The sequence below is a fragment of the Arsenophonus endosymbiont of Bemisia tabaci Q2 genome (assembly GCF_902713415.1).
Lineage (GTDB): Bacteria > Pseudomonadota > Gammaproteobacteria > Enterobacterales > Enterobacteriaceae > Arsenophonus.
In genome coordinates, this window is record NZ_CACTIE010000322.1 from 1 (window position 1) to 754 (window position 754).

The following is a 754-nucleotide window of genomic DNA, read 5'->3' on the forward strand; positions in this document are numbered from 1 at the left end:
ATTAATAATTTCTTCGGTATGAAGCGGTTAGAAAAAATTTATTAGGTGGCGGAGTGAACAACGACGACTACGAGATCAGATATCCGATAGACGCAGTGAACATAAAAAATTTGCTGAGCTGCTCGGTAAAACTCCTAGTGCAGTCAAGGATATGGCTGAAGACCAAAAGTTACCTGTCATTTTCTTGAAAGATCCAACCAAACCCAACACCAGAAGTGAAAGGTGGGTATACCTTCCTGAATTCAACCGCATAGTCCGAGAAGCCTACTTTAACCGTCCCACAGAAGAGCGAGACGCTTGGGTTGTAAAGCTAAAAATTTGAACAAAAGCGAATAGCCAGCGTTTAGGGCTGTGAACTGCTCTTTAACAATACGGTATCAGCAAAATAAAATCTGTGAAACAGATGGCAGGGAAGTTGCGCCTGTCATTTGCTGATAGCTTCGTAGGTTGTTTTTTCGAAGCGGAGTTGAGCCTACGGACGTAGGGACTTTCCGACCGGAGTATGCCGATACAGGTGTACACAAACACTGAATAACCAATAGGTGGATTTGTAGTAAGTACTTTTCGTACTTAGCATAAATCTTCTTATGGAGAAGATATTCATCAATGAATGCTCGCCAACGTTGCCGTGAACGGCGTCAAATACATTATCGCGACCAATCTCGAATACGCACAATAACATTAAGTTTACTAAAAAAAACGCTCAACCGAAGAAATTATTAATAACATATGGCGGGATCCTGCCGAACATCAC

Annotated in this window: 1 pseudogene; it reads left to right on the forward strand. The window is 41.9% G+C overall.

Annotated features, from left to right (window positions below):
* Positions 1–53 precede the first annotated feature (53 nt).
* A pseudogene (locus ARSQ2_RS11720) lies at positions 54–322 on the forward strand (Cox family DNA-binding protein).
* The last annotated feature ends 432 nt before the right edge of the window (positions 323–754 follow it).